20 protein-coding genes and 1 tRNA gene are annotated in these 25,180 nt (G+C 71.7%); 10 read left to right on the plus strand and 11 right to left on the minus strand.

Translation table 11 applies throughout. From position 1 onward, the window contains the following. Window positions 1-96 precede the first annotated feature (96 nt). The 5 genes from ACFYRY_RS39070 to ACFYRY_RS39090 all read left to right on the plus strand — a co-directional run bounded on the left by ACFYRY_RS39070 (window position 97) and on the right by ACFYRY_RS39090 (window position 6,523). Window positions 97-1,641, plus strand: a complete 1,545-nt coding sequence (locus ACFYRY_RS39070) for an APC family permease (RefSeq protein WP_389157055.1) — start codon at window positions 97-99, stop codon at window positions 1,639-1,641. 218 nt (window positions 1,642-1,859) lie between these two features. Further along, window positions 1,860-2,603, plus strand: coding sequence for a molybdopterin-dependent oxidoreductase (locus ACFYRY_RS39075; protein ID WP_389157132.1), 744 nt, complete (start codon window positions 1,860-1,862; stop codon window positions 2,601-2,603). 2 nt (window positions 2,604-2,605) lie between these two features. After that, on the plus strand, window positions 2,606-3,232 hold the full coding sequence (locus ACFYRY_RS39080; protein ID WP_389157058.1) for a cytochrome b/b6 domain-containing protein: 627 nt from the start codon (window positions 2,606-2,608) through the stop codon (window positions 3,230-3,232). Between the two features lie 421 nt (window positions 3,233-3,653). Next, window positions 3,654-4,469, plus strand: coding sequence for an MHYT domain-containing protein (locus tag ACFYRY_RS39085; protein ID WP_389157061.1), 816 nt, complete (start codon window positions 3,654-3,656; stop codon window positions 4,467-4,469). A gap of 50 nt (window positions 4,470-4,519) precedes the next feature. Beyond that, on the plus strand, window positions 4,520-6,523 hold the full coding sequence (locus tag ACFYRY_RS39090) for a nitrate- and nitrite sensing domain-containing protein (RefSeq protein ID WP_389157064.1): 2,004 nt from the start codon (window positions 4,520-4,522) through the stop codon (window positions 6,521-6,523). Window positions 6,524-6,556: 33 nt separating this feature from the next. Here ACFYRY_RS39090 and ACFYRY_RS39095 read toward each other — a convergent pair whose 3' ends face one another. From ACFYRY_RS39095 to ACFYRY_RS39110, 4 genes are all read right to left on the minus strand, one after another. Beyond that, window positions 6,557-7,594: an L-idonate 5-dehydrogenase gene (locus ACFYRY_RS39095; protein ID WP_389157067.1), complete on the minus strand. Its 1,038-nt coding sequence runs from the start codon at window positions 7,592-7,594 to the stop codon at window positions 6,557-6,559. A gap of 17 nt (window positions 7,595-7,611) precedes the next feature. Next, window positions 7,612-8,370 (minus strand): SDR family oxidoreductase, encoded by a 759-nt coding sequence (locus ACFYRY_RS39100; RefSeq protein WP_389157070.1) that lies wholly within the window; start codon window positions 8,368-8,370, stop codon window positions 7,612-7,614. A 10-nt stretch (window positions 8,371-8,380) separates the two neighbouring features. Next, a complete protein-coding gene (locus ACFYRY_RS39105) occupies window positions 8,381-9,778 on the minus strand; it encodes a GntP family permease (protein WP_389157073.1) in 1,398 nt (465 codons plus the stop codon). 71 nt (window positions 9,779-9,849) lie between these two features. Next, a complete protein-coding gene (locus tag ACFYRY_RS39110) occupies window positions 9,850-10,368 on the minus strand; it encodes a gluconokinase (protein ID WP_389157076.1) in 519 nt (172 codons plus the stop codon). A gap of 150 nt (window positions 10,369-10,518) precedes the next feature. Between ACFYRY_RS39110 and ACFYRY_RS39115 the strand changes: the two genes are divergently transcribed. Beyond that, the gene (locus ACFYRY_RS39115) at window positions 10,519-11,220 is read left to right on the plus strand and encodes a FadR/GntR family transcriptional regulator (protein ID WP_389157079.1); all 702 of its coding nucleotides are present in this window, start codon (window positions 10,519-10,521) and stop codon (window positions 11,218-11,220) included. A gap of 43 nt (window positions 11,221-11,263) precedes the next feature. Here the strand turns inward: ACFYRY_RS39115 and ACFYRY_RS39120 are convergent, their stop codons facing one another. The 4 genes from ACFYRY_RS39120 to ACFYRY_RS39135 all read right to left on the minus strand — a co-directional run bounded on the left by ACFYRY_RS39120 (window position 11,264) and on the right by ACFYRY_RS39135 (window position 17,599). Beyond that, a complete protein-coding gene (locus ACFYRY_RS39120) occupies window positions 11,264-11,674 on the minus strand; it encodes a YchJ family protein (protein WP_389157082.1) in 411 nt (136 codons plus the stop codon). A 58-nt stretch (window positions 11,675-11,732) separates the two neighbouring features. Next, complete coding sequence (locus ACFYRY_RS39125) at window positions 11,733-13,112, minus strand: M1 family metallopeptidase (RefSeq protein WP_389157085.1); 1,380 nt, start codon at window positions 13,110-13,112, stop codon at window positions 11,733-11,735. Window positions 13,113-13,302: 190 nt separating this feature from the next. After that, window positions 13,303-17,175: a Pls/PosA family non-ribosomal peptide synthetase gene (locus tag ACFYRY_RS39130; protein ID WP_389157088.1), complete on the minus strand. Its 3,873-nt coding sequence runs from the start codon at window positions 17,173-17,175 to the stop codon at window positions 13,303-13,305. Window positions 17,176-17,514: 339 nt separating this feature from the next. Beyond that, window positions 17,515-17,599, minus strand: a tRNA-Leu gene (locus ACFYRY_RS39135). 209 nt (window positions 17,600-17,808) lie between these two features. On the opposite strand from ACFYRY_RS39135, the gene ACFYRY_RS39140 reads away from it, so the two are divergent. From ACFYRY_RS39140 to ACFYRY_RS39150, 3 genes are all read left to right on the plus strand, one after another. Beyond that, window positions 17,809-19,134 (plus strand): M20/M25/M40 family metallo-hydrolase, encoded by a 1,326-nt coding sequence (locus tag ACFYRY_RS39140; protein ID WP_389157091.1) that lies wholly within the window; start codon window positions 17,809-17,811, stop codon window positions 19,132-19,134. Window positions 19,135-19,290: 156 nt separating this feature from the next. Continuing rightward, complete coding sequence (gene chpH, locus ACFYRY_RS39145) at window positions 19,291-19,524, plus strand: chaplin ChpH (protein ID WP_356772958.1); 234 nt, start codon at window positions 19,291-19,293, stop codon at window positions 19,522-19,524. Between the two features lie 153 nt (window positions 19,525-19,677). After that, window positions 19,678-20,709 carry a chaplin family protein gene (locus ACFYRY_RS39150; RefSeq protein ID WP_389157094.1) on the plus strand — a complete coding sequence of 344 codons (1,032 nt, stop codon included), beginning with the start codon at window positions 19,678-19,680 and terminating at the stop codon, window positions 20,707-20,709. 128 nt (window positions 20,710-20,837) lie between these two features. Here the strand turns inward: ACFYRY_RS39150 and ACFYRY_RS39155 are convergent, their stop codons facing one another. Beyond that, a complete protein-coding gene (locus ACFYRY_RS39155; RefSeq protein ID WP_007380901.1) occupies window positions 20,838-21,026 on the minus strand; it encodes a DUF5703 family protein in 189 nt (62 codons plus the stop codon). Between the two features lie 47 nt (window positions 21,027-21,073). On the opposite strand from ACFYRY_RS39155, the gene ACFYRY_RS39160 reads away from it, so the two are divergent. Continuing rightward, a complete protein-coding gene (locus ACFYRY_RS39160) occupies window positions 21,074-21,757 on the plus strand; it encodes a hypothetical protein (protein WP_389157097.1) in 684 nt (227 codons plus the stop codon). Between the two features lie 93 nt (window positions 21,758-21,850). Here ACFYRY_RS39160 and ACFYRY_RS39165 read toward each other — a convergent pair whose 3' ends face one another. Beyond that, window positions 21,851-23,980: a helix-hairpin-helix domain-containing protein gene (locus ACFYRY_RS39165; RefSeq protein WP_389157099.1), complete on the minus strand. Its 2,130-nt coding sequence runs from the start codon at window positions 23,978-23,980 to the stop codon at window positions 21,851-21,853. Then, window positions 23,977-24,960 carry an aldo/keto reductase gene (locus ACFYRY_RS39170; RefSeq protein WP_389157102.1) on the minus strand — a complete coding sequence of 328 codons (984 nt, stop codon included), beginning with the start codon at window positions 24,958-24,960 and terminating at the stop codon, window positions 23,977-23,979. Before ACFYRY_RS39170 ends, ACFYRY_RS39165 begins: the two co-directional genes overlap by 4 nt. Between the last annotated feature and the right edge of the window lie 220 nt (window positions 24,961-25,180).

The following is a 25,180-nucleotide window of genomic DNA, read 5'->3' on the forward strand; positions in this document are numbered from 1 at the left end:
CAGTTCCCGATCTCCCCATCAGTCCCCGAACAGCCTCGATCAGTCCCCGAACAGTCCCGACAGCCCCACACAGTCCCCGAACAGGACGGTCCTCCCGTGACAACGGACAGCTCCAGCACCAGAAGAACCACCGGCGACGGCAGCATCAGCACGTTCAAGGGCCAGGAGCGGGCCCTGCGCGCCGACCGTCTCGGCACCGGGGGCCTGCTGCTCTCCGTCCTGGCGGCCACCGCGCCCCTCATGGTCGTCGCGGGTGTCATGCCCACCACGTTCGCGGTGATGGGCATCGTCGGACAACCGCTCCTTTTCGTTGTCCTCGGCGTGGTCCTCGTCCTGTTCGGCGTCGGCTACGCGGAGATGAGCCGGCACGTCCACAACGCGGGCGCCTTCTACGCGTACATCTCCCGGGGCCTCGGTGCCACGGCGGGGGCGAGCGCGGCCCTGGTCGCCCTGGTCGCCTACAACGCCCTCCAGGTCGGCATCTACGGGATCTTCGGCTTCGAGGTCTCCGGCCTCTTCTCCACCTACGCCGATCTCCAGATCGCCTGGTGGATACCGGCCCTGCTGGCCGCGCTGGTCGTCGGCGCGCTCGGCTGGCTGAAGATCGACGTCAACGCCCGCGTGCTCGGCGTGCTGCTGGTCATCGAGGTCGCCCTGGTCGTGATCTTCGACATCGCGGCGGTCGCCGATCCCGCCAAGGAGGGCCTGTCCCTGCACGCCTTCAACCCGGACACCCTCAGCGGCGCGGGGGTCGGCACCGCGCTGTGCTTCTGCATCGCGGCCTTCCTCGGCTTCGAGCAGGCACCCGTGTACGCGGAGGAGACCAGCCGACCGCACATCCTGGTGCCGCGCGTGATGTTCCTCGCGGTCGGCGGGGTCGCCGTCTTCTTCGCGCTCAGCAGCTGGGCCCTCACCGTCGCCGCCGGCCCCTCCGCCATCGTCGGCGAGTCGCAGAAGCAGAGCGCCGGACTGCTGTTCTCCCTCACCGAGTCCCGCCTCGGCGGCACCTTCACCGACGTCCTGCACGTCCTGTTCGTGACCGGCATGTTCGCCGCCCTGCTCAGCTTCCACAACGTCGTCGCCCGGTACGCCTTCGCCATGGGCCGCGAGGGCCTGCTGCCGGCCGCGTTCGGTCGTACCACCGGCGCGAGCGGCGCCCCCGGCACCGGGTCGCTGCTCCAGACGGCCGTCTCCGTGGTGATCGTCGTCGCCTTCGCGGTCGCCGACGACAAGCCGGCCGGCGACCCGACCGAACCCGTCCTGCACCTGTTCACCTGGTTCGGCAACATCGGCGCGCTCGGCGTGATCGTGCTGATGGCGGCGGCCTCGTTCTCGGTCGTCGTGTTCTTCGCCCGGCGCGGGGCGGTGGGCGCCCAGGCCTGGCGGCTGCTCACCTCGGTCGTCGCGGGCGTCGCCCTGCTGGTGATCGCGGGCTACACGGTCAAGGACTTCGACGTCCTGGTCGGTGCGGGCCCGGACTCCTCGCTGAGCTGGATCCTGCCCGGCAGCATCGCGCTCGCCCTGATCGTCGGCCTGCTGCAGGGCGTGGTCCTGCGGGCCCGCCGTCCCGAGGCGCACGCCCGCATCGGGCTCGGCAACGAGGCGTTCCAGCTGGAGAAGGCGGCGGAGCGGACGCCGTAGACGCTGAGAGCAGGGTGAGAAGTGGTTACGGAACTCTGACGGGCACCCGCCATCCCTGGCAGGACGGGGACCGCGGGTGTTCGAATGAGAACGTGAACTCCGAGCAGCCCGAGGAACACGGCACGTACCCCGCCGAAGAGCCCGGCACGGACCGCGCCGAGGCACCTGGCACGCACCGCGCCCAGCGACCCGGTACGAACCGCCCCGAGGACCCCGGCATGAGCCGCCCCGAGGAGCCGGGCGCGGACGGCCCCGAGGAACGGGGCGCGCCGGTCGGCCGCCGGGTCTTCCTCGGCACCCTCGGCCTGGGCGCGCTCGGCGTGCTCTCCGCCCCCACCCTGCAACGCGGCCTGGAGGCCTTCCTCGGCAGCGCCGCCGACAAGGACCCGACCGGCCTGACCGGTCTGCTCCCGAACGGCGGCGGCTTCCGCTACTACTCCGTCACGTCCTCCGTGCCCAAGAAGAACGCGGCCACCTACCGCCTCACCGTCGGCGGCCTCGTCGACCACCCACGGTCGTACACGCTGGACGACCTGCGTGACCTGCCGCAGACCCGCATGATCAAGGACGTCCAGTGCGTCACCGGCTGGCGGGTCCCGGACACCCCCTTCGAGGGGGTACGCCTGTCCCGGCTCCTGGACGCGGCGGGGGTGCGCCCCTCGGCCGGCGCGGTGCGCTTCACCTGCTTCGACGGCGCGTACACCGAGAGCCTCACCCTCGACCAGGCCCGCCGTGCGGACGTCCTGGTCGCCCTGCGCATGCAGGACAAGGACATCGGCCACTCCCACGGCGGCCCGGTCCGCCTCTATGTGGCGCCGATGTACTTCTACAAATCCGCCAAGTGGCTGTCCGGCATCACCGTGACCGAGGATGTGAAGCCCGGCTACTGGGAGGAGCGCGGCTACGACGTCGACGCCTGGGTCGGCCGTTCGAACGGCCGCGACGACAAGCCCACGAGTTGACCATGAGCCTGCCCACCGACACCCCGACGCCGCAGGCGTCCCACGTCCGCCGCTTCGGCCCCGCCCAGCGGTGGGTGCACCGCACCACTGCCGCGCTGATGGGCGTGTGCGTGCTGACGGCCGCCTGCCTCTACGTCCCGCAGCTCGCCGAACTCGTCGGCCGCCGCGAGCTGGTGGTCCGCGTCCACGAGTGGGCCGGCCTCGCCCTGCCCGTGCCCGTCCTGGCGGGCCTCGCCTCCCGCGCGTTCCGCGCCGACCTGCGCTTCCTCAACCGCTTCGGCCCGCACGACCGCGTCTGGCTGCGCGCCGCCCTGCACCGCGACAAACGGACCGCGTCCCGCCCGGCCGGCAAGTTCAACGCCGGGCAGAAGGTCTACGCGGCCTGGATCGCCGGCGCCACCCTGGTGATGCTCGGCACGGGCCTTCTGATGTGGTTCACCCACCTCACCCCGATCCAGTGGCGCACCAACGCGACCTTCGTCCACGACTGGCTCGCCCTCACCATCGGCATCGTCCTGGGCGGCCACATCGGCATGGCACTCGGGGACCCGGAGGCCCGCCGCGGCCTGCGCACGGGGAGGGTGAGCCGGGAATGGGCCGAGCGGGAACACCCGCTGTGGCGGCCGTAGCTGATCGCTCCTGGTTCGTCGCGTTGAGCTCGTCGCCCCTGCTGCTTCGCCCTTGCCGCGTTTCTCGCTGACGGATCGTGAGGCGGAGGCCGTCGCCGCCGACGGGTCTTCAGAACGCCTTCAGGGGACACCTTTCGGCCATGCTCGAAATGGGTGGATACCCGCCGACCCTGGCCGCCCCGAGCCCGGTCTCGCAGCCCTCGGCGGCCGGGCCACCCGTACCGACAGTGGAAAGTATGGGCACCGTAAGGGGAATGTGAAGCACTCGCATGCAAATGGGGATGTAACCCACACCGCAGTATTTTGATCCTCACCGGCCTCCGGAAAGCAGTGGCTTGATCTCGTTCCTTCAGGTCCCTGCCCACCGGCGGCACCACCGTGCGCGCTGCGCTGTCCGCCCGGCGGGCGAGAGGGGTTTTCCGTGGGACACATGGACCACTTCAGCGCCGGATGGGTCACGCCCGTCCTGTCCTATGTCATGGCCTGCGTCGGCTCGGCGCTCGGCCTGCGCTGTACCGTCAGAGCCCGTGAGGCCGACGGCGCCTCGAAACGGAACTGGCTGCTGCTGGCCTCGTTCGCGATCGGCTCCGGCATCTGGACCATGCACTTCGTCGCGATGATGGGCTTCGGCGTCGAGGGCACCCCCATCCGCTACGACGTCCCGCTCACCGTCCTCAGCCTCGCCATGTCCATCGGCGTCGTCAGCGCCGGCGTCTTCACCGCCGGGTACGGACGCTCGCGGGTGACGGCGGTGGTGCTCGGCGGACTCGGCACCGGCCTGGGTGTCGCCGCCATGCACTACACCGGCATGGCAGCGCTCAACCTGCACGGCTCCGTCGGCTACGACCCGCTCCTCGTCGCCGCCTCCGTCGTGATCGCCGTCGTCGCCGCGACCGCCGCGCTCACCCTCACCCTCGTGGTGCGCGGCCCCGTCCTCACCGTCGCCGCCGCGCTCGTGATGGGGCTCGCGGTCAGCAGCATGCACTACACGGCGATGTTCGCCGTCCACGTCAGCCTCGCGCCCAGCAGCGCGGAGCTGCCCGGAGCCACCGCCACCGAGTTCCTCTTCCCGCTCGCGGTGCTGCTCGGCTCGTTCCTCTTCCTCGCCTCCGCGTACGTGGCGCTCTCCCCGACCGGCAAGCGCGCCGAGTCCGTCGCCACCGAACTGCTGCGCGAGGTCGAGCTGTCCACCGCGACCACCACGGAGCCCGCCCCCGCCACCTCCGTGACCGCCTGAGCCGTACCCCGGCCCCACCGCACCGCACACACCCCCGAAGAGGTCTCCCCATGCGTGTCACCCCTCCAGCGGCTCGGCTGCGCCCCAGATCGGTCCGGGCCAAGATCGTCGCCCTGCTGATGTTGCCCATCGTGTCCCTGATGGCGCTGTGGGGCTACGCCGCGGTGACCACGGCCTCCAACGTCGGTGACATCCAGCGGGTCAAGAAGGTCAACACCCAACTCCTCGCCCCCGTCGACGAGTTCGTCAGCGCACTGCAGACCGAGCGGACCGCCGCGACGCGTCACGCGGCATCCCGGAGCACGGCCGACCTCGACGCCCTCAAGGCCGCGGGCAAAGCCACCGACGACGCCGCCACCGCACTGCGCAACGGCGCCGACGCCGCCACCGCGGACGCCGAGCTCCTCGACGCCGGGCTGCCCACCCGCATCGACCGGCTGGAGGCCGACGCGCGCGGACTCACCGAGCTGCGCAACCAGGCCGAGGAGAAGGACGCCCCCCAGACGGCGTTCACGGGGTACTCGACCATCATCGAGCACGCCTTCGCCGTCACCGGGGCGCTCACCGGCCAGCACGGCACCGACGCCGCATCCGACGCGCGGGTCGTCCTCGAACTCGCCCGCGCCCGCGACGCCGTGGCCCAGGAACAGGCTCTCCTCGCCGCGGGAAGCGGGGCCGGGAAGCTCACCACTCAGCAGTACACGCAGTTCGTCGGCGCCGTCGCCACCCAGCGGGAGCTGCTGAAACCCGCGATCGCCGACCTGAAGGCGCCCCACCGTGCTGAGTACAACGCGGTGCTGCAGAACGCGAGTTACGCCCAGCTCGCGGCCGGTGAGGACAAGGTGCGCGGCGCCGGGCCCGGCGCCCCGGTCGTCTCCGCGGGCTTCCTGCGCACCTGGGACAAGAGCGCCGACGACGTGCTGAAGGGGCTCGGCGACGCCCAGGCGGACGCCGGCACGAAAGCCATGGCCAGGACGAACCCGTTCGGCTGGGACACCCTGGGCGCCTCCGGCGTCGCCGTCATCCTCGGCCTGGTGGGCGTGCTGCTGTCGCTGCTGGTGTCCGTGGGCGTCGGCCGGGGGCTCATCGTCGAACTGCTCGACCTGCGCGACGACGCCCTCGAAGTCGCCGGGCGCCGGCTGCCGCAGGCCATGCGCCGACTGCACGCCGGGCAGGGCGTGGACATCGACGCGGAGGCCCCGATGCGCCGCCTCGTCGGTGACGAACTCGCCCAGGTGGGCACCGCGCTCACCGCCGTGCAGCGGGCCGCGCTCAAGGCCGCCTCCGAGCGAGCCGAACTGATCAGCGGCATCTCCGGGGTGTACGTCAGCATCGCCCGCCGCGGCCAGGTGCTGCTGCACCGGCAGCTCGACCTGCTCCACCAGCTCGAGCAGCGCCCGCGCGACGCGGCCGAGGTGCAGGAGCTCTACCAGGTCGACTACCTCGCCACCCGGATGCGCCGTCACTCCGAGAGCCTGCTCATCCTCTCCGGCATCGCGCCCGGACGCGGCTGGCGCGACCCCATCCCGCTGGCGGACGTCCTACGGGCCGCCGTCGCGGAGATCGAGCAGCCGGGGCGGGTCCAGATCTGGCCGGTACCGCCCGTCTCCGTCCACGGCGGCTCCGTCGCCGACGTCATCCACCTGCTCGCCGAACTCGTGGAGAACGCGGCCTCGTTCTCACCGCCCAGCGCCCGGGTCCGGCTGCGGGCCGCCCGGGTGCGCGACGGCCTCCTCATCGAGATCGAGGACAGCGGCTTCGGCATGAACGAGGAGGCGCTGGCCGAGGCCAACCGCAAGATCCAGTCCGAGAACATCGACCTGCTCGACGCCAAGCAGATCGGCCTGTTCGTGGTCAACCGCATCGCCGCTCGGCAGGGTTTGAGAGTCGAACTGCGCTCCTCGGCGAGCGGCGGCGCCACGGCGGCCGTCCTCATCCGCGAGAACCTCATACGGGACGACATGCCGGTCCACGACGAGGCGCTCCCCGACGAGCAGGACGGCGGCCGCGCACTGGCCCCCGCGTCGGCGTTGATTCCTCCGCAGCGGGGGTAGGGGGTCGCGCCGCTCGCCGGCCGCCGTGCCGTCTCAGGCTGTGCCGGGGACGCCGAAGTCCAGCAGCACCTTGCACGAGCGGCTCCGGTCGGCGGCCAGCGCGAACGCCGATTCCGCCTCCTCGACCGGGAGCACCGCGCTGACCAGCTCGTCGAACGCCGGCTCGGACGCGAGCAGTTCCAGCGCCTCGTCGAACTCCCCGTCGAAGCGGAACGCGCCCCGCAACTCGATCTCCCGGCTCACCACGAGGTTGCCCGCGAAGGGGCTCGGGCCGGGCGGCAGCATGCCGAGCTGCACGACGACCCCGCCGCGCCGCACCCGCCGCAGACAGGCGTCGAGCCCGGCCGCCACCCCGGACGCCTCCACGGCCACATCCGCGTCCGCCGGCCACCCGGCGTCGTCCGGATCGTCCGCCCGTACGACGGTGTCGGCGCCCGCGGCCGACGCGTACCGCAGCGCCGCCGGGAGCAGGTCCGTCACCGTCACCCGCGCGGCGCCCGCGGCCTTCGCCGCCGCGACCACGAGGCACCCGATGGGACCCGCGCCGGTGACCAGCACGTGCCGTCCGTGTACGTCCCCGGCCCGCCGCACCGCGTGCAGCGCCACCGACAGCGGTTCCGCGAGCGCCGCCCGACGCAGCTCCAGGCCGGCCGGCAGCGACCGCAACTGATCGGCCGGTACGACCACTTGGGCCGCGAAGCCACCCTGGACGTGCGGGAACCGGGCCGCGCTGCCGAGGTAGCGCGTGTCCCGGCAGACGTTCCGACGCCCCTGAACGCACTCCGGGCACACCCCGCAGGGACTCGCCGGGTGCACGGCGACAGCGCTGCCCACGGCGGGACCTGACGCTCCGGCACCGTACGAGACGACCGTCCCGACCACCTCGTGGCCGAGCAGCATCGGCTCCTTGAGCCGGAAGTCACCGACCCCTCCGTGCCGCCAGTAGTGCAGGTCGGACCCGCACACGCCGCCGTAGCGGACGGCGATCAGCGCCTGGCCGGGGCCCGGTGACGGTACCGGCACCTCCTCGACCCGCAGATCGTCCTGACCGTGGATCACACATCCCAGCATCGCCGTCTCCTTCGAGGTCACAGCACGCTCGTCATGCCGCCGTCGACATACAGCACCTGCCCGCCGACGAAGTCCGCGGCGGGCGAGGCGAGGAACAGCACCCCGCCCACCAGGTCCTGGGTACGGCCCCAGCGTCCGGCCGGGGTGCGCCGCCGCACCCAGGCGCTGAACTCCTCGTCCTGGACCAGGGGCCGGGTCAACTCGGTCTCGATGTAGCCCGGGCCCAGACCGTTGACCTGCACGCCGTGCGGTCCCCAGTCCGCGCACATGCCCTTGGTGAGCATCTTCAGCGCGCCCTTGGTGGCGGCGTAGGGCGCGATGCCGGGCCGGGCCACCTCGCTCTGCAGCGAACAGATGTTGATGATCTTGCCGTGGCCGCGTTCCGTCATCCGGCGGGCGGCTTCCCGGCCGACCAGGAAGGCACTGGTCAGGTTGGTGTCCAGGATCCGGTGCCAGTCGGATTCGGCGAACTCCAGGAGCGGGGCGCGCAGTTGCATCCCGGCGTTGTTGACCAGGATGTCGAGCGGGCCCACCCGCTGTTCGACATCCGCGATCCCGGCGGCGACCGACGAGCCGTCGGTCACGTCGAACACGGCCGTGTGGACGTCGCCGGGCAGCCGCGCGGCGGCCTCGGCGAGCCGTTCGCCGTCCCGTCCGTTGAGGACGACCCGGCAGCCCGCCTCCGCGAGCCCGCGGGCCAGCGCCAGCCCGATGCCCCGACTGGAGCCGGTGACCAGGGCCGTGCGGCCGCTGATGTCGAACAGGGGGTGACTCATCGTCGTACTCCTAGATGACCAGGGAAAGCAGCAGCACCAGGCCGCCCGCGACCACGGAGATGATCGTCTCCATGACCGACCAGGTCTTGACGGTCTGACCCACGCTGAGGCCGAAGTACTCCTTCACCAGCCAGAACCCGGCGTCGTTGACATGGCTGAAGAACAGCGAGCCGGCGCCGATGGCCAGGACGAGCAGGGCCGTGTGGGCCGTCGACATGTCGGCCGCGAGCGGGGCCACCAGGCCGGCCGCCGAGATGGTCGCCACGGTCGCCGAACCGGTCGCCAGCCGGATCGCCACCGCGATCAGCCAGGCCAGCAGCAGCGCCGGGATCGACCAGTCCTTGGAGATGTCCAGCACCATCTGGCCGACGCCGGAGTCGATCAGCGTCTGCTTGAAACCACCGCCCGCGCCGACGATCAGCAGGATGCCCGCGATGGGCGCGAGCCCCTTCTCGACCAGCTGGGACACCCGGTCCTTGGCGAACCCGGCGGGCCGCAGCAGGGTGAAGATGCCCACCAGCACCGCGGCGAGCAGCGCGATCAGCGGGGAGCCGGCGACGTCGAAGACCCGCTGCACGGTGTTCTCGGGGTCGTCGATGACGATGTCGACCAGCGCCTTGGCCAGCATCAGGACGACCGGCAGCAGGATCGTGGCCAGGGTCGCGCCGAAGCTGGGACGCCGCTCCAGTTCCTCCGAGGCGCGCGCCGGGATCATGCGCTCGGGCGCCGGGACGTCCACCCAGCGGGCGGCCACCTTCGAGAACAGCGGACCGGCGATGACCACGGTCGGGATGGCGATCAGCACGCCGAGCGCCAGGGTGACGCCGAGGTTGGCCTTGACCGCGTCGATGGCGACCAGCGGGCCGGGGTGCGGCGGGACCAGGCCGTGCATCACGGACAGGCCCGCGAGAGCCGGGATGCCGATCCGCATCAGCGAGTAGTTGCCCCGCTTGGCGACCATGAGGACGACCGGGATCAGCAGCACCACGCCGACCTCGAAGAACAGCGGCAGCCCGATCACCGAGGCGATCAGCACCATCGCCCACGGCATGGTGCGGCCGTTGGCCCGAGCCAGGATCGTGTCGACGATCTGGTCGGCGCCCCCGGAGTCGGCGAGCATCTTGCCGAGGATCGCGCCCAGGGCTATGAGCACGCCGACGCCGGCCACCGTCGATCCGAGTCCGGTGGTGAAGCTGAGAATCGTCTTGTCGAGCGGTGCCCCGGCGAACGCGCCGAGCGCCAGCGTCCCGAGGGTCAGCGACAGGAAGGCGTGCAGCTTGAACTTGGTGATGAGCAGGACGATGACGGCGATGCCCGCCAGAACGGCGATACCCAGCTGAGCATGGCCGGCCGAGGTGATCGGCTCGGGTGCGTCCGCTGCCAGCATCTCGACACTGAGTCTGGTCACGGGGGATTCCCTTGCAGGTACGGGGATTGGGGGAGTGGTACTGCGAGTGGGGGGTGCTGTGGGGGGAGTGGCTACCGGGATGTCTCGGGAAGGGCGTCGAGTGCGTTCGCGGCCCGCTCGGTGATCTGCTCCGGGCTGCCCGTGACGTCCACGACGACCCCGGCCTCGTCCGCGCCGAGCGGCTGGAGCGTGGCGAACTGGGAGTCCAGCAGGGCGGTCGGCATGAAGTGACCCTGGCGATGCGCCATGCGGTCCTCGATCAGCGCCCGTTCACCCGCGAGATGCACGAACACGACGCCCGGCGCCGCGGCCCTGAGCCGGTCACGGTACGACCGCTTCAGCGCCGAGCAGCTCACCACCCCGCCGAGCCCGGCCCTCAGGTGCGCCCAGTCGCCGATGGCATCCAGCCACGGCCACCGGTCCGCGTCCTCGAGCGGGGTACCGGCCGACATCTTCGCGATGTTGGCCGGCGGGTGGAAGTCGTCGCCCTCGGCGTACGGGACGCCCAGCCGGGACGCGAGCAGCGGACCGATCGTGGTCTTGCCCGTGCCCGCGACGCCCATCACCACAACGACGTGAGGGGTACGCATCAATGCCTCGCTGTCTTCTTCGACATCCGACGTCGACATCTGACGTCCGCCACACTGAAACCCATTAGGTACGACGAATTCAAGCCCCTGTAGCAAATAAGTCTGACCTTTTCTGGCCGTGGCGTGTGGCGTGCCCCGTAGGCTGAGTGCATGAGCACATCGGGCCGGGGACTGCACGGCCAGGTACTGGACGCCCTCGGCCCCGAGATCACCGCGGGTGACTATCCGCCGGGCAGCGTCCTGCGCACGGACGAACTCGCCCAGCGCTTCGACGTCTCACGTTCCGTGATGCGCGAGGCGGTGCGGGTCCTGGAGTCCATGCACCTGGTCGAGTCCCGCCGCCGGGTGGGCGTGACCGTGCTGCCCAAGAACGAGTGGAACGTCTACGATCCCCAGGTCATCCGCTGGCGTCTGGCCGGCGCCGACCGCCCGCGCCAACTGCGCTCACTCACGACGCTGCGCTCCGCCGTCGAACCCGTGGCCGCGGGCCTCGCCGCCAGACACGCCACGGCGGAACAGTGCGCCGAACTCACCGAGTGCGCCCTGGGCATGGTGGCCCACTCACGCGGCCACCAACTGGAGGGCTACCTCGTCCACGACATGGCCTTCCACCGGGTGATCCTCAACGCCTCCGGCAACGAGATGTTCGCCCGTCTCGGCGACGTCGTCGCCGAGGTCCTCGCGGGCCGAACCCAGCACGAGGTCATGTTCGAGGACCCCGACCCGGCGGCCGTCACCCTCCACGTCCAGGTCGCCGAGGCGGTCCGCGAGGGCGACGCGTGGCGCGCGGAGGAACTGACCCGCCAGATCACGGTGGGCGCGCTCCACGAACTGGACATACTGGCGCCGTAACCCAACCGGACGTCAACGGCCGTCAACGACCGCCACCGGTCTCCTACTGGTCGAGGAACTCCCCGTCCACGTACACCCAGGCCCCCTCCACCCGCTCGAACCGGCTGCGCTCGTGCAGCGATCCGCCCCGGAACGAGGCCCGGAAGGTCACCGTCCCCGTGGTGTGGAACGCGGACCCCTCCGTCGCCCCCAGGATCTCCAGCCCCGTCCACCGCTGCCCCGGATCGAGGTCGACCCGCGTGGGCCGGGTCCGCGGATGCCAGGTCCGCAGCAGATACGCCGAGTCACCCTTCACGAAGGCGCAGTAGCGGGACCGCATCAGCGCCTCGGCGGTGGGAGCGGCCACGCCCCCGTGGAACCGTCCGCAGCACGCGTCGTACGGCTCGGGCCCCCCGCAGGGGCAGGTACCGGCCAAGCGGGCGGGTCGGGCGGGACGGGAACTGCGTCGGGACATGCGCCCATTGTGCCGCCGCCCCCACCACGCTCGGCCACCGGCCCGTCGCCGGGGCGTCCTACGCGGGCCCGGTGTTGGTCGGCGGATGCGTGGGACGGGCCGGTATCCGCGCGCCCGGCACCGGCAACGGCGGCAGCGCGGTGCCGTACACCCACGCCTCGAACACCTCGTCCAGCGGCTCCGGAGCGAAACGGGCCGCGTGCGCCGTGAACGTCGTCGTGCTCACCACCCCGCCCCGGTGCAGCGTCGCCCACCCGCGCAGGATCCGGAAGAACGCCTCGTCGCCGGTCGCGCACCGCACCGCGTGCAGGGCCAGCCCACCCCGCTGGTAGAGCCGGTCGTCGAACATCGACTTGCGCCCCGGATCGGCCAGCCGCAGGTCCTGAGGCTGAGAGGACAGCAACCGGTGGGCCGCCGCCGCGAGTTGATGAGCCGTACGGTCACCCGACCGCTCCGACCACAGCCACTCGGCGTACTTGGCGAACCCCTCGTTCAGCCAGATGTGCCGCCAGTCGGCGATCGACACACTGTTGCCGAACCACTGGTGCGCCAGCTCGTGCGCCACCAGCCGCTCCGAACCCCGCGCCCCGTCCACATGGTTGGCGCCGAACAGCGACAACCCCTGCGCCTCGACCGGGACATCGAGCTCCTCCTCGGTCACCACCACCGCGTACTCGTCGAACGGGTACGGACCGAACAGCTCCTGGAAGAGGTCCATCATCTGCGGCTGGCGCGCGAAGTCCCGCGAGAACTCCGGCAGCAGGTGCGCCGGAATGTGCCCGTGCTGCGGCACCCCGCCCGGCCCCGGATCGCCCAGCAGCACCGTCTGGTACTTGCCGATGGACAGTCCGACCAGATAGCTGGACGTGGGCGCCGCCTGCTCGTACACCCAGGTGGTCGTCGAGGCCTTCGTCGTCCGGGTCAGCAGCCGCCCGCCCGCCACCACCGCGTACGCCGACGGAGTCGTCACCGAGATCTGGTACGACGCCTTGTCGGCGGGCCGGTCGTTGCACGGGTACCAGGACGGCGCCCCGATCGGCTGGCTCGCCACCAGCGCCCCGTCCTCCAGCTCCTCCCAACCGAGCCCGCCCCAGGGACTGTTCACCGGCGTGGGGTTCCCCGACCAGTGCACCTCCACCGTGAAGGCGGCGCCGGGCCGCACGGGCTTGGCCGGACGGACCCGCAGCCTGCCGCCCCGGTGCGTGTAGTGCGGCTGCCGGCCGTCCACCCGGACCCGGCCGATCTTGAAGTCGGCCAGGTTCAGCTGGAACTCGGCCAGCGGCGACCGTCCCGCGATGGCGTTGATCCGCGCGGTCCCCGACAGCCGGTTGGGAGCCGGGCGGTAGTCCAGCGCGAGTTCGTAGCGGTGCACCCGGTAGCGGGGATCGCCGTTCGCCGGGAAGTACGGGTCCGGACCCACTGACTGCTGAACGGTCACTGCTGCGTCTGCTCCCTGCGCTGTGCTCGGACGTGGTGCCGGTGTGCCGTACGGAAAGCCTGTCCGGTAGATCATGCCGCAGGAACGGGGGCCGGCACGCGCGTTCGCCACCGCTCACCGGCGTTCCTCCGACGCCGCCCTGCACGCGCGCTGATCCGCCGGACAGCGCCTGACCCCGGCCGGTCCGCGCTCAGGAACGCCATGACTCGATCGGGTTGCCCAGCCAGCGGGTGTCGTCCGGAACGGACTCCGCCGCCATCACCAGCGACGCCGGCCCCAGCGTCGTACGGGCGCCGATCGTGCTGCCGGGCAGGACGATTCCGCCAGGGCCCAAGGTGGCGCCCTCACGGAGGACCACAGTATCCGTCCGCAAGATCCGGTCGTGGAAGAGGTGCGTCTGCAGCACACAGCCCCGGTTCACGGTCGCCGCGTCCTCGAGCGTCACCAGGTCGGTCTCGGGCAGCCAGTAGCTCTCCACCCACACACCCCGGCCGATCCGGGCGCCCAGCCCACGCAGCCACGCCGTCAGCACCGGCGTACCGGGCACCGAACCCGCCAGCCACGGCACCGCCAGCACCTCCACGAAGGTGTCCGCCAGCTCGTTGCGCCACACGAAGGAACTCCACAGCGGATGCTCCCCGCTGCGGTGGCGCCCCACCAGCACCCACTTGGCCACCACGGACACCAGGCCCGCCACGAACCCGGCCCCGAGCAGCACCAGCCCCGACAGCAGCGGCGCCCACCCGCCCAGCGCGCCGGCCGACCCGAGCGCGCACAGCGCGGCCACCGTCAGCACGGCCAGCGCCGCCGAGCAGAACACCGGCACCAGTCGGCACAGCTCCACCAGCCCACGCGCCCACAACAGCCGGGCCGGCGGGTCGTACGTCCTGCTCTGGTCGCCGCCGGACGCCGCCCGCGGCAGCTTCATCGGCGGCAGGCCCAGGTATGAGCTGCCCTTCTTCGCCTTCTTCGGCGTGGCCGACAGCACCCCCACAAGACCGCCGTCCGGCACGGACCGTCCCGGCGCGGTCATCCCCGAGTTCCCGAGGAAGGCCCGCCGGCCGATCTCCGCCCGGCCGATCCGCATCCAGCCGCCACCGAGCTCGTACGGCGCGGTCAGCGTGTCGTCGGCCAGGAACGCGCCCTCACCGACCGTCGTCAGGCTGGGCAGCGCCAGCACCGTCGACACCTCGGCGCCCCGACCGATCCGCATCCCCAGCAGCCGCAGCCACACCGGCGTGATGAGCCCGGCGTACAGCGGGAACAGCATCTCCCGCGAGCGGTCCATCAGCTGGGTGACCGTCCACGCCTGCCAGCCGATCCGGCTGTGCGTGGGATGCGTGCCCTCGCGCAGGCCCAGACTGAGCAGCCGTACCGCGACCAGGAGCAGCAGCGCGTACGCCAGCCCGAAGGCGAGGGTCGCCGGCACCAGGCCGAGCGCGACACCCGAGGCCGTCACCTCCGGCGTCACGAACCAGCGGCCCACCAGGAGCGCGGCCGCGCCCGCCAGCACCGGCAGCGCACTGAGCGCGAAGCCCGACAGGCCGTACATCACACGCCAGTACGTGCCCCGCGCCGGCCGCTCCTTGGGCCAGTTCCGCTTGGCCTTGCCGAGCTTGACCGCGGGGGCGCCCGCCCACCGCTGCCCGGTCGGAATCTGAGCGGTGACCGCGGAACCCGGCGCCACCTCGGCCCGCTTGCCCACCCGGGCCCCGGGGAAGAGGATGCTGCGGGTGCCGACCACGGCGTGCGCGCCCACCTTGACCGGGCCGATCTCCAGCCGGTCGCCGTCCAGCCACCAGCCGGACAGGTCCACCTCGGACTCCACGGCAGCGCCCCGGCCCAGCTTGAGCATGCCGGTGACCGGCGGCAGCGAGTGCAGATCCACCTCCGGTCCGACCTTGGCGCCCAGCGCCCGCGCGTACCGCTCAAGCCACGACCCGGTCAGCGAGGTCGCCCCGCTGAACTCGGCCAGCCGTTCGGCGGCCCACAACCGCAGGTGCACGCTGCCACCGCGCGCGTACCGCCCTGGCCTGACCCCCTTGAGGAGCAGCCGTGCCCCGCCCGCGGCGATCGCGAGCCGCCCCGGCGGGCTGAAGAGGAGCAGTGCCCCGCCGCCGACGAGCCACCACGGCCCGGTCGGCAGCCAGGAGTACCCGGGCAGCAGGTTCCCGAACGCGGCAAGCACGACGGTCCAGCGCAGCCCGAGCACGGTGAACAGGGGGAGCAGCAGCAGGAGCTGGGCCACCTGGGCGCGCACCGGAACCGGAGCGACGACCCGCGTGGCACCGTCGTCCTGTGCCGATTCCTCCAGATGCCGGGCCAGCTTCCGCAGCACCGGCTGCTGGTAGATGTCGAGGACGGCGGCGCTCGGGTAGCGGGTGCGCAGCCGCGTGGTCAGCTGGGCCGCGGCGAGACTGCCGCCGCCGATGGCGAAGAAGTCGTCCCGCGCGCTCGTCACGGGGATGCCGAGCACCTCGCTCCACTGCTCGGCCAGCCAGGCCTCGGTGCCGTAGAGCTGCTCGACGGGACCGTTGCCCTCCAGCTCCTTCAGCGGCCACGGCAGGGCGTTCCGGTCGACCTTGCCGCTGGTCCGGGTCGGCAGCTCGGCGACCGGCGCGAGCAGCGGCACGAGGGCTGCGGGCAGCTCCGCGCGCAGCCTCTCGACGGCCGTCGCATGGTCCCAGCCGTCCTGGGTGACGACATACCCGACCAGCAGCTGATTGCCGCTGCGGGCGGTCCGTACGGCGGCGGCGGCCCCGGCGACACCGGGCAGCGCCTGCAGCGCCGCGTCCACCTCGCCGAGCTCGATGCGCCGCCCGCCGAGCTTGATCTGCTCGTCGGCCCGCCCGAGGAACACCAGTCCCTCGGGCTCCGCCTTGACCAGGTCACCGCTGCGGTACGCCCGCTCCCAGCCCAGGGACTCCAGCGGCGCGTACTTCTCCGCGTCCTTGTCGGCGTCGAGGTACCGGGCGAGGCCGACCCCGCCGATCACCAGCTGACCGCTGGCGCCCATCGGCACCGGCTCCCCGGCGTCGTCGACGACCGCCAGCTCCCAGCCGTCCAGCGGCAGCCCGATCCGGATCGGCTCCTCGCCGCTCAGCAGCGAGGCACAGGCCACCACGGTCGCCTCGGTGGGCCCGTAGGTGTTCCACACCTCGCGCCCCTCCGTCACCACCCGCTGCGTCAGCTCGGGCGGGCACGCCTCACCACCGAAGATCAGCAGCCGTACGTCGTTGAGGGTCTCCGGCTCCCACAGCGCGGCCAGCGTCGGCACCGTAGACACCACGGTGATCTCCTGCTCGACCAGCCAGGGCCCGAGGTCGGCTCCACTCCTGACCTGGGCACGCGGCACCGGCACCAGACAGGCCCCGTACCGCCATGCCAGCCACATCTCCTCGCAGGACGCGTCGAACGCGACCGACAACCCGGCCATGACCCGGTCCCCGGGCCCGATCGGGTCCTCCGTGAGGAACAGCGCGGCCTCGGCGTCCACGAATGCGGCGGCGCTGCGGTGGCTGACGGCGACACCCTTGGGCTTCCCGGTGGACCCCGAGGTGAAGATGATCCAGGCGTCGTGCTCGATGCCGGGACGCGCGGCGGGAGCCTCGGACCGGCCGTGCACGGTCAGTTCGTGCCCGCCCCCGACGACGGCCCGCACCGCCGCCTCCCCGAACACCAATTCGGCCCGCTCGTCCGGGTCCTCCGCGTCCACGGGCACATAGGCGGCACCCGCGGCCAGCACGGCGAGGATCGCCACGTACAGGTCATTGGTCCCGGACGGCACCCGGACCCCCACGCGGTCACCGAGACCCACTCCGGCGTGCGCCAGCCGCCGCCGCAGTCTCTCCACCTCCGCGGCCAGTGCGCGGTAGGTGAGCTGCGTCGTGCCGTCGTCCAGGGCGAGTTCGTTCGGATACGACCGTACGGAAGCGTCGAAGACGTCCACGAGCGTGCGCGGGGAGGCCGCCGGCCCCCCGGAAAAACGTGCTGTGTCGCCGAACCGTTCGCGGATCTCTTCGTCGAGCAGACCGAGAGCGCTGCTCTCGTGTGTGGCTGCCATCGGGTCCTCGCGTCTCGTTCCCGGAAGCCCGGGGCGCCGGCGGGTCCGCAGGTCTGCCTGGGGTTGTCCGGTCCAGCTCACGTAACAAGCCGGAAATTTTAGTACGAAGTTAGGTTCAGCCGTTTGGAACGGCCACCCGGGGCGGCCGTTCGAGGGGGCCCGGCAGTCCTGCGTACGGCGATGACCAGCACGTTCGTACCGGAAGGAGAGATCCCGCACACTCGTCGGCGATCCCACCAGCGGCGACGTGGACCAGGACCGCGGACGGACCCCCAAAAAAGCAGAAGACCCCTGGTCAACAGGGGTCTTCGGGAGGTACTTCCGTCAGAAGTACGTCTGTGTCCGAGGGGGGACTTGAACCCCCACGCCCGATAAAGGGCACTAGCACCTCAAGCTAGCGCGTCTGCCATTCCGCCACCCGGACAAGGTGTCTGTCGCGTGCGGGGTGACCCCGCGGCGACAGAGAAAACATTACCAGGCTTCGACAGGCCCCTGATCACCCCCCGGCCCACCGAGCGCACCCCCTCCGTGCGTGAACGGGGTGTGACGGGCCGGGAGCGCCCTTGGGGTGCGGCCGGGGTGAGGGGGAGGATGACAGGGACCACCAGCGGCGACAGTGCGGGAGGAAGCAGCGTGAGCGAGACGGACAGCGCCAGGGGCGTCACCGGCGAGGACGAGGTCGTGGACCTCTGCCGCGAACTGATCCAGATCGACACCAGCAACTACGGCGACCACTCGGGACCCGGCGAACGCAGGGCGGCCGAGTACGTCGCCGAGAAGCTCGCCGAGGTGGGGCTCGAACCGGAGATCTTCGAATCGCACCCGGGGCGCGCCTCGACGGTGGCCCGGATCGAGGGCGAGGACTCGTCCCGGCCCGCGCTGCTCATCCACGGCCACACCGACGTCGTACCGGCCAACGCCGACGACTGGACCCACCACCCCTTCTCCGGCGAGATCGCGGACGGGTGCGTGTGGGGGCGCGGCGCGGTCGACATGAAGGACATGGACGCGATGACCCTGGCGGTCGTCCGGGACCGGCTGCGCAGCGGGCGCAGGCCCCCGCGCGACATCGTCCTCGCCTTCCTCGCCGACGAGGAGGCGGGCGGCACGTACGGCGCCAAGCACCTCGTCAAGAACCACCCCGCTCTCTTCGACGGCGTCACCGAGGCGATCAGCGAGGTCGGCGGGTTCTCGTTCACCGTGAGCGAGCAGCGGCGGCTCTATCTGATCCAGACGGCCGAGAAGGGCATGCACTGGATGAAGCTGACCGTGGCCGGCACCGCCGGGCACGGGTCGATGATCCACCGGGACAACGCCATCACCGAACTGTCGGAGGCCGTCGCCCGGCTCGGCCGGCACACCTTCCCGGTGCGGGTCACCAAGACCACCCGGGCCTTCCTCGACGAACTCGGCGACGCGCTCGGCACCCCCCTCGACCCGGAGGACATGGAGTCGACCCTCGCCCGGCTCGGCGGCATCGCCAAGCTCATCGGCGCGACCCTCAGCAACACGGCCAACCCCACCCAGCTGGGCGCCGGTTACAAGGTCAACGTCATCCCGGGCGAAGCCACCGCGCACGTCGACGGACGGTTCCTGCCGGGGCACGAGGAGGAGTTCCTCGCCGACCTGGACCGCATCCTCGGTCCGAACGTGCGACGCGAGGACGTGCACTCCGACAAGGCTCTGGAGACCACCTTCGACGGGGCGCTGGTGGAGGCGATGCAGTCCTCGCTGCTGGCCGAGGACCCGACGGCACAGGCGGTCCCCTACATGCTCTCCGGCGGGACGGACGCCAAGTCCTTCGACGACCTGGGCATCCGGGGCTTCGGCTTCGCACCTCTCCAGCTGCCGCCCGAGCTGGACTTCGCGGGCATGTTCCACGGAGTCGACGAGCGCGTCCCGGTGGAGGGGCTCAAGTTCGGCGTGCGAGTGCTCGACAGGTTCATCGATGCGTCCTGAATTCGCCCACTGAAACGAAACTTCAGCATTCGGGCGCCCGTACGGAATCGACTGAGAAGAGTGAATGCGACGATAAGCTCGTAGCTCGATTACTCCTTCCTCGTTACAGGTGATGCGATCCGCTACATGGGATCGCATTGCCAACGAGGAGGAATAATGATCAAGAACATCTTCACTGCCGCCGCTGTCACCGGTGGTCTGGTTCTCGCGGGTGCGGGCATGGCCGTTGCCGACTCCGGTGCCCAGGGTGCCGCCGTGCACTCCCCGGGCGTCCTGTCCGGCAACGTGGTCCAGGTTCCGGTCCACGTCCCGGTGAACGCCTGTGGCAACACTGTCTCCGTGATCGGGCTGCTGAACCCCGCGTTCGGCAACACCTGCATCAACAAGTGACGTTGTGCGTCGCCTCGTGAGGGGCTGAGCCGGTCGGCCTCGGAGCGCACGCCCTGCGCCCCGAGGCCGACCGGCCATAAACAGCTCCTCACGGTTATGCGTTCTTTCTGAACGTCGAGATTCCGGGACAATGTCGAAGGCAGGGATTCAGTAATGCGACAGGTCACCCGCAAGGGCCTGATGACCGTGGCCGCCGCGACCGGTGTGATCGCCGCCACCGGCGGTGCCGCGCACGCCGGCTCGGGCGCGAGCGGGTCGAGCGTCGACTCGCCCGGCGTGCTGTCGGGCAACTCGGTGCAGGCGCCGGTGCACGCGCCGGTGAACGTCTGCGGCAACACGGTCAACGTCGTCGGGCTCCTCAACCCGGCGATGGGCAACAAGTGCGTCAACACCGACGTCCGGGCCGGCGGCGGCGACTCGGGCGGTTATGGCGACGACTCCGGCGGCTACGGCGACGATTCCGGCGGTTACGGCGACGACTCGGGCGGCTACGGAAGCCATGGCGGTCACTCCGGTCATGGAGGCCATGGCGGTCACTCCGGCAACGGCGGCGGCTATGGCGGCCACGGCGGCTATGGCGGCCACGGCGGTCATGACGGGTCCGGCGGCTCGCACGCCGGCGGTCACACCGGTGGCTCGCCGGGCGTCGGATCCGGCAATCACGTCGAGGTGCCGATCGACGCACCGGTGAACGTCTGCGGCAACACCGTCGACCTCATCGGGATCGGCAACGCCACCGCGGCCGCCGACTGCGAGAACGGCGACGGTGTCGGCGGCGGACACCCGGGCACGCCTCCGGGCGGCGGCGACAGGACGACCCCGCCCAGCGGTTCCGAGCACCCGGGTCACCCCGGCACTCCGGGCCACCCGGGCACTCCGGGTCACCCCGGCACTCCGGGTCACCCCGGTCACCCGGGCGACTCGGGCGGCCCGGTGGAGCCCAGCCGCCCCGGAAACCCGAACACCAACCCGAACACCCCTCACGCCCCGAACGACGGGACGCAGGTCGGCTCCTCGCACGCCAACCAGCCCGGAGCCCGCTTCGTGGCGACCCAGTCGGCGGGCGGCACCGCGCAGCTCGCGCACACCGGCAGCGACCTGCCGATGGGCCTCGTCCTGCCGATGGGCGCGGGTGCGCTGCTGGCAGGCACCCTGATCTACCGGAAGGCCCGCGCCTCCGCGTAGACACACAAGCCGCGGCCTAGACCCACAAGCCGCGCGGAGGGATACCAGCACCGCGAGATCTCCCCGGCGTTGCACACGACGGAGCGGGCCCTGCCTAGGTGGGGCCCGCACCGTTTCGTCGCCTCAGCTCACCAGGTGGCGCGAACCTGACGGATGATCCTCCGCCGCAACCGCACCCTGCGGCTGCCGTCGCGCATCAGGCTCAGGCGGTCCAACTCCCAGTGACCGTACTCGGCATGGTCCGTCAGTAGACGTGTGGCGTCCTTGCGGGATACCCCGCGCGGTACGTAGACGTCGACAAATTCGTATTCCGGCATCGCATCTATTGTGCGGGCTGGGGCCCGGTACGGATAGCGTCTGCACTATGTCTGATGCTGCGCAGCCCACCGCTGCCGAGGTACGAGCCGCCGCCGAGGCGGTCAAGACCGCGCTCGACCGCCACCTGGCCGCGGTCGAACGCAGGTCGGGGGAGGACGACCCGGCCGTCTACGAGGCGTTCAACGAGCTGGCCGCGGCCGCCGAAACCTACGACGAACTGCTCTACGACCGATACGACGAGGTCACACCCTTCGAGATCCCCGGAGCGGACGACTCGCTCCCGCCGTACACGGGCCCCGAGGAACCGAACGCCCTCAGTGTGCTGATTCGCCGCGACTACGCCGTCGTGGAGCCGCAGCGGCTGTTGGCGCAGGCCCAGCGGATCGAGGCGGCGGACGAGGAGGCCGGCAACGGCGCGGGGGCCTCCGGCACGGTCCACGGAGCTCTGGGGCTGCTGTTCGGCGAGTTCGAACCGGACGAGATCGCTTCCCGGCACAAGGAGTTCGGCCTGGAGGAGGGCGACTCCACCCTCTGGGTGACGGCAGCCGACGAAGCGCCCGAGCCCGGAGAGTGGCTGGAGGCCCCGTTCGAGCAGGCCGACGCCCAGCGAGTGGTCTGCCGCTTCGACGTCAGCGCGGTCTTCGACGACGAGATCGACGACGAACCCGACGACCTCGAAGCGGACCTGGACGAGGACGAGGACCTGGAACCCCTGGACGCTGACCGCTGAGCGCCCCCACGGGCGAGGACGACGTCTGAGAACCAAGGCGGCGGTCCCGGAGGCTGAACCTCCAGGACCGCCGCCGTTCTGCTGCCGTCGTGCTCAGCCGGCCACCGGCACCTGCGGCGCCAGCAGAACGGGCAACCGAGTCGTACGAGGCTTGGCGAGGACCTCGGCGACCGCCCGGGGCAGAGCCTGCTCCGCGCCGTGCACCACGGACAGATGCCGCTCCGCCCGCCCGAACGCCGTGTAGACCCACGGTCGGCTGAGTGCCTGCGCCGCGTCACCTGGCAGCACCACGACCACCGCCGGCCACCGGCCCCCTACCGCCTGATGCGCGGTCAGCGCCCACCCGTGCCGCAGATCCTGCTCGACCCGCTCCCTCGGTACGACGACGGCCTCGCCGGCGCACGACAGATGCAGCCCGTCGGCGTCGGCCGTGACCACGTGGCCCGGCAACGTACGCCCGGGCGTGGGGGAGTAGGCGATCCGGTCGCCGGGGTCGAAACCGCCGAAGCGGCCCGGGCCCGGGTTGAGCCGCTCCTTGAGAACCACGTTCAGCGCGCGGGTGCCCGCCGCACCGCCGTGGCCCGGCGTGATCACCTGGGTGTCCTCGGCGGGCACGCCGATGGCCCGCGGCACCGAGTCCGCGACGAGCTGCACGGTCCGGTGCACGGCCTCACCCGCGTCCCGCGCCGGCACGATCACGACCTCCTTGCCAGGGGCCTCGACCTGGTTCAGCTCGCCAATGCCGATGCCGGACACCAGCTCGCCCAGCGGCCCGGGATCCGGCCGCCGCGAGGCGACCTGCGGGCAGACCCGGGCGGCCAGCAGGTCCGCGAACACCCGCCCGGGACCGACGGACCACAGCACCGCGGGATCCCCGGCCAGCACCAGCCGGGCACCGTCCGGCAGCGACTCGGACAGCAGGGCCGCCGTCTCGACGTCCAGCTGAGGCGCGTCCAGGACGACGAGCAGATCGAGGTCGAACGCGCCCTCGGCATCCCGTCCCGGCCCCTCGGCCCCGGACAGCAGCCCCGCGACCGTCACGACACCGGGCAAGCCGCCGCCGGACGACTCCTCCCGCTCCGTCGCCCCGCCCGACAGGGACGCGAACCGGTCACGCCCCAGCGGACCGTGGGCGGCGGCCCAGGCCCGCAGCCCGAGCTCCCCCGCAGCACCCAGCAGCGCCGCGGGCTCGGCCAGCGAGGACTCGCCGCCGGTGTGCAGCACGAGCCCGTGGCGGGCCACCGCGCGGATCAGCTCTCCGGCGGACCCGCCGGCCGAGTCCGCGATCCGTTCCCACTCCCCGTCCGAACCGTCCTTCTTCGGCACGGAGTTGATCAGCCGGGCCAGACCGTCGGCGAGGCTCTCCTCCGCGAGGGCGTACCGCTCCAGCCCCACAAGGACACGAACCGGCCGCTCCTCTTCCTCGTCCTCCTCGTCCTCCTCGTCGTCCCCCCGCGCGGACACTCCAGGCTCCTCCAGGGCGTCCTGGAAGGCCAGGGCATCGCCCTCGGCGAGGGTCTCCTGGATGGCCGCGTCCGGATCCGGCACGCCCCGCTGGGAGAGCGCCGCGACCAGGGCGGGCATCTCCAGGACGGTGTGCCCCGCCAGGGCGGCCTGCTCCAGCAGCCACACCGTGACGGCCCGCCCGCGCCGCTCGTCGTCCGGCCCGCACTCCGCGCCCAGCAGCGCCCGCGCGAACCCGTCGGCCTGCTCGGGCCGCACCCCGCCGACCCGCAACAACTGCCAGGGGTCCGCCCGCAGCCGTTCACCGGCGCCCTCGCCGAGCACCGCGGCGACCTGACCCGCGAGCCCGTCCGGCGCACCCCCCTGGACCAGCACACCCCGCACGGCCTCAACAACTTCCGCCGCCGGAACGGCAGCCTCCAAGCGGACCTGCGGCTTCACCTCCGGCTCCGGCACGTATCCACGAGACACCGGCTCCTTGACGACCGCCGCGGCCGTCACCACCGGCTTCTCACCACTCTCCACGGCCCGCACGGCCGCGAGCAGATCGGCGGCCGTGCCACTGAGCTTCGTCCCGGCGGCGATCGGCGCCTTCTCGGCCTTCCGCTTCGCGATCCGCTCCCGCTCCAGCCGCTGAGCGGCGAGCTCGGCCGCGGCCTCCGACACCTGACCCGCGTCCTCACCAGCGTCCGCGGCATCCGGTGTCTTACCCGTGACGCCCTCCTCCAGGTCCTCAGCGGGCTCCGGCTCCGTGCTCACAGCGTGCTCCAGTCGTGATCGGGATAGCGGTGCACGGGCGCCGACACATCGTCGAGCGCCCGGCAGATCTCGTCAGGAAGACTAAGGGCCTCCACTGACAACGCCGCCGTGAGCTGCTGCGCGTTGCGCGCGCCCACGATCGGCGCGGCCACTCCTGGCCGGTCCCTGATCCAGGCGAGGGCCACCTGGAGCGGCGTCACAGCGAGCCCGTCCGCCGCCGTCGTCACGGCGTCCACGATCCGGGTCGCCGTGTCGTCGAGATACGGCGCGACGAACGGCGCCAGATGCTCCGAGGCGCCCCGCGAGTCGGCCGGCGTCGAGTGCCGGTACTTGCCGGTGAGCACCCCACGCCCGAGCGGCGACGAAGGAAGCATGCCGATCCCGAGGTCCAGCGCGGCGGGCAGCACCTCCCGCTCGACACCGCGCTGGAGCAGCGAGTACTCCAACTGCGTACTGGCCAGCCGGGTCCGGCTGCCCGGCGCCGACATCTGCCACGTCGCCGCCTTGGCGAGCTGCCAGCCACAGAAGTTCGACACCCCGACATACCGGGCCCGCCCGCTGCTGACCGCCAGATCCAGCGCTTGGAGGCTCTCCTCCAACGGCGTGTCCGGATCGAAGGCGTGGATGTGCCACACATCGACGTAGTCCGTGCCGAGCCGGGCCAGCGAGGCGTCCAGCGCGGCGAGCAGATGCCCGCGCGACCCGTCGAACCGACGGTCGGGATCCGGCACGCTCCCGGCCTTCGTGGAGATGACCAGGTCCCGACGAGGCACCAGGCCTTCTATGAGACGTCCGAGCAGATACTCGGCCTCCCCGTCGCCGTACACATCCGCCGTGTCGACAAGACTCCCGCCGGCTTCCCAGAAGGTCTTCAAGAGGTCCGCGGCGTCATGCTCATCGGTGTCCCGCCCCCAGGTCAGGGTGCCGAGCCCGATGCGGGACACACGCAGGCCAGTGCGGCCGAGATGCCTCTGCTCCATGAACGCCGAGATTACTGGCCAGAACCTGCCATGTGGGTGCCTGTGGATAACCAGTTCGGTCCCCCCGCACCCACCCACGGCCGGAAGGGAGCATGTCGCCGCACCCGCCCACGGCGCGAAGGGGCCGGGTCGGGGGTGTCCGCCCGCAGCGGTTGTCGCGTCAACACCGCCCACCCCCCAACAAACCGATTCCGCGACGTTCCGAGGACGGACACCCCCG

The organism is Streptomyces sp. NPDC005263 (assembly GCF_042872365.1).
GTDB lineage: Bacteria > Actinomycetota > Actinomycetes > Streptomycetales > Streptomycetaceae > Streptomyces.

Excerpts from the sequence above, each read along its gene's own strand:
- ACFYRY_RS39075 (WP_389157132.1), top strand. The coding sequence starts at position 1,860 with ATGAGCCGCCCCGAGGAGCCGGGCGCGGACGGCCCCGAGGAACGGGGC.
- ACFYRY_RS39080 (WP_389157058.1), top strand. The coding sequence starts at position 2,606 with ATGAGCCTGCCCACCGACACCCCGACGCCGCAGGCGTCCCACGTCCGC.
- ACFYRY_RS39090 (WP_389157064.1), top strand. The coding sequence starts at position 4,520 with ATGCGTGTCACCCCTCCAGCGGCTCGGCTGCGCCCCAGATCGGTCCGG.
- ACFYRY_RS39095 (WP_389157067.1), bottom strand. The coding sequence starts at position 7,594 with ATGCTGGGATGTGTGATCCACGGTCAGGACGATCTGCGGGTCGAGGAG.
- ACFYRY_RS39100 (WP_389157070.1), bottom strand. The coding sequence starts at position 8,370 with ATGAGTCACCCCCTGTTCGACATCAGCGGCCGCACGGCCCTGGTCACC.
- ACFYRY_RS39110 (WP_389157076.1), bottom strand. The coding sequence starts at position 10,368 with ATGCGTACCCCTCACGTCGTTGTGGTGATGGGCGTCGCGGGCACGGGC.
- ACFYRY_RS39115 (WP_389157079.1), top strand. The coding sequence starts at position 10,519 with ATGAGCACATCGGGCCGGGGACTGCACGGCCAGGTACTGGACGCCCTC.
- ACFYRY_RS39120 (WP_389157082.1), bottom strand. The coding sequence starts at position 11,674 with ATGTCCCGACGCAGTTCCCGTCCCGCCCGACCCGCCCGCTTGGCCGGT.
- ACFYRY_RS39130 (WP_389157088.1), bottom strand. The coding sequence starts at position 17,175 with ATGGCAGCCACACACGAGAGCAGCGCTCTCGGTCTGCTCGACGAAGAG.
- chpH (WP_356772958.1), top strand. The coding sequence starts at position 19,291 with ATGATCAAGAACATCTTCACTGCCGCCGCTGTCACCGGTGGTCTGGTT.
- ACFYRY_RS39150 (WP_389157094.1), top strand. The coding sequence starts at position 19,678 with ATGCGACAGGTCACCCGCAAGGGCCTGATGACCGTGGCCGCCGCGACC.
- ACFYRY_RS39155 (WP_007380901.1), bottom strand. The coding sequence starts at position 21,026 with ATGCCGGAATACGAATTTGTCGACGTCTACGTACCGCGCGGGGTATCC.
- ACFYRY_RS39160 (WP_389157097.1), top strand. The coding sequence starts at position 21,074 with ATGTCTGATGCTGCGCAGCCCACCGCTGCCGAGGTACGAGCCGCCGCC.
- ACFYRY_RS39170 (WP_389157102.1), bottom strand. The coding sequence starts at position 24,960 with ATGGAGCAGAGGCATCTCGGCCGCACTGGCCTGCGTGTGTCCCGCATC.